General features: G+C 54.2%; 2 rRNA genes. Both read right to left on the bottom strand.

Going from position 1 to position 2,792, the window contains the following annotated elements:
* Nucleotides 1–56 precede the first annotated feature (56 nt).
* Nucleotides 57–173, bottom strand: a 5S ribosomal RNA gene (gene rrf / locus IFR14_RS20550).
* Nucleotides 174–309: 136 nt separating this feature from the next.
* Nucleotides 310–2,792: ribosomal RNA gene (locus IFR14_RS20545) — 23S ribosomal RNA — on the bottom strand; the annotation flags it as partial.

The following is a 2,792-nucleotide window of genomic DNA, read 5'->3' as shown; positions in this document are numbered from 1 at the left end:
GCGTGTTAACGCAAAATGGCCACCCAAGAACCTTGGGTGGCCATTTCAACGAAGAAGTCCGGCGGTGTCCTACTCTCCCACAGGGTCCCCCCTGCAGTACCATCGGCGCAAAGAGTCTTAGCTTCCGGGTTCGGAATGTGACCGGGCGTTTCCCTCTCGCTATGGCCGCCGAAACACTATTGATGTATCAAAGTGAACAAGCAAACCAACACGCTGTGCGAACACAGTGGTGTTGTTTGCGGGTTCTCGACCGTACATCGAGAACCACTCAGTGGACGCGTAGCATCTTCGTATTCAAACAAAGAAAGTGTTATCAAATTATCGGCTTATTAGTACCGGTCAGCTCCGAGAGTCTTTCGTCCTCTCTTCCACATCCGGCCTATCAACCCAGTAGTCTGGCTGGGAGCCTCTCGCCCGAAGGCATGGAAATCTCATCTTAAGGCCGGCTTCCCGCTTAGATGCTTTCAGCGGTTATCCATCCCGAACGTAGCTAATCAGCGGTGCTCCTGGCGGAACAACTGACACACCAGAGGTTCGTCCAACCCGGTCCTCTCGTACTAGGGTCAGATCCTTTCAAATTTCCTGCGCGCGCAGCGGATAGGGACCGAACTGTCTCACGACGTTCTAAACCCAGCTCGCGTACCGCTTTAATGGGCGAACAGCCCAACCCTTGGGACCTACTCCAGCCCCAGGATGCGACGAGCCGACATCGAGGTGCCAAACCATGCCGTCGATATGGACTCTTGGGCAAGATCAGCCTGTTATCCCCGAGGTACCTTTTATCCGTTGAGCGACAGCGCTTCCACAAGCCACTGCCGGATCACTAGTCCCGACTTTCGTCCCTGCTCGACTTGTCAGTCTCACAGTCAAGCTCCCTTGTGCACTTACACTCGACACCTGATTGCCAACCAGGTTGAGGGAACCTTTGGGCGCCTCCGTTACTTTTTGGGAGGCAACCGCCCCAGTTAAACTACCCACCAGGCACTGTCCCTGAACCGGATTACGGTTCGAAGTTAGATATCCAGAGTGACCAGAGTGGTATTTCAACAATGACTCCACCTGAACTAGCGTCCAAGCTTCACAGTCTCCCACCTATCCTACACAAGCCACACCGAACACCAATACCAAGCTGTAGTAAAGGTCACGGGGTCTTTCCGTCCTGCTGCGCGTAACGAGCATCTTTACTCGTAATGCAATTTCGCCGAGTTCGCGGTTGAGACAGCTGGGAAGTCGTTACGCCATTCGTGCAGGTCGGAACTTACCCGACAAGGAATTTCGCTACCTTAGGATGGTTATAGTTACCACCGCCGTTTACTGGGGCTTAAATTCTCAGCTTCGCCTTGCGGCTAACCGTTCCTCTTAACCTTCCAGCACCGGGCAGGCGTCAGTCCGTATACATCGTCTTGCGACTTGGCACGGACCTGTGTTTTTAGTAAACAGTCGCTTCCCACTGGTCTCTGCGGCCTTCAAACGCTTTCGGAGCAAGTCCTAATACGCCTCAGGCCCCCCTTCTCCCGAAGTTACGGGGGCATTTTGCCGAGTTCCTTAACCACGATTCTCTCGATCTCCTTAGTATTCTCTACCTGACCACCTGAGTCGGTTTGGGGTACGGGCCACTAGAACCTCGCGTCGATGCTTTTCTTGGCAGCATAGGATCACCTACTATCCCTTACGGGTCCGTATCGTGTCTCAGCCTTCACGAGAGACGGATTTGCCTATCTCTCAGCCTACGCACTTACACCGGGACAACCATCGCCCGGCATAGGCTACCTTCCTGCGTCACACCTGTTAATACGCTAAACGCACCAGCATGGGGTCGAGCGTTAGACCGGACCCATCATCCCCGAAGGGAATCAGTCGTCCGGGTTAGGACTCTTAGCACCACTGGATTGTCTTGGGCGGTTCTTCGCGGGTACGGGAATATCAACCCGTTGTCCATCGACTACGCCTGTCGGCCTCGCCTTAGGTCCCGACTTACCCAGGGAAGATTAGCTTGACCCTGGAACCCTTGGTCTTTCGGAGGACATGTTTCTCACATGTCTTTCGCTACTCATGCCTGCATTCTCACTCGTGTAGCGTCCACGGCTGGTTTACACCGCCGCTTCACTCGCCACACGACGCTCTCCTACCCATCAATACGGCTGGACCACGAAGGCCTACCAAAAATATCAATGCCACAACTTCGGTGGCGTGCTTGAGCCCCGTTACATTGTCGGCGCGGAATCACTTGACCAGTGAGCTATTACGCACTCTTTCAAGGGTGGCTGCTTCTAAGCCAACCTCCTGGTTGTCTGTGCAACTCCACATCCTTTCCCACTTAGCACGCGCTTTGGGACCTTAGTTGGTGGTCTGGGTTGTTTCCCTCTCGACGATGAAGCTTATCCCCCACCGTCTCACTGCTGCGCTCTCACTTACCGGCATTCGGAGTTTGGCTGACGTCAGTAAGCTTTTGGGCCCCATCGGCCATCCAGTAGCTCTACCTCCGGCAAGAAACACGCAACGCTGCACCTAAATGCATTTCGGAGAGAACCAGCTATCACGAAGTTTGATTGGCCTTTCACCCCTATCCACAGCTCATCCCCTCAGTTTTCAACCTAAGTGGGTTCGGTCCTCCACGACGTCTTACCGTCGCTTCAACCTGGCCATGGATAGATCACTTCGCTTCGGGTCTAGGACATGCGACTGAATCGCCCTATTCAGACTCGCTTTCGCTACGGCTACCCCACACGGGTTAACCTCGCCACATATCGCTAACTCGCAGGCTCATTCTTCAAAAGGCACGCTGTCACACC

The organism is Plantibacter sp. CFBP 8775 (assembly GCF_014839505.1).
Taxonomy (GTDB): Bacteria; Actinomycetota; Actinomycetes; order Actinomycetales; family Microbacteriaceae; genus Plantibacter; species Plantibacter auratus.
The sequence above is the reverse complement of the archived record's forward strand: the minus strand, read 5'-3'. Positions and strand labels throughout refer to the sequence as shown.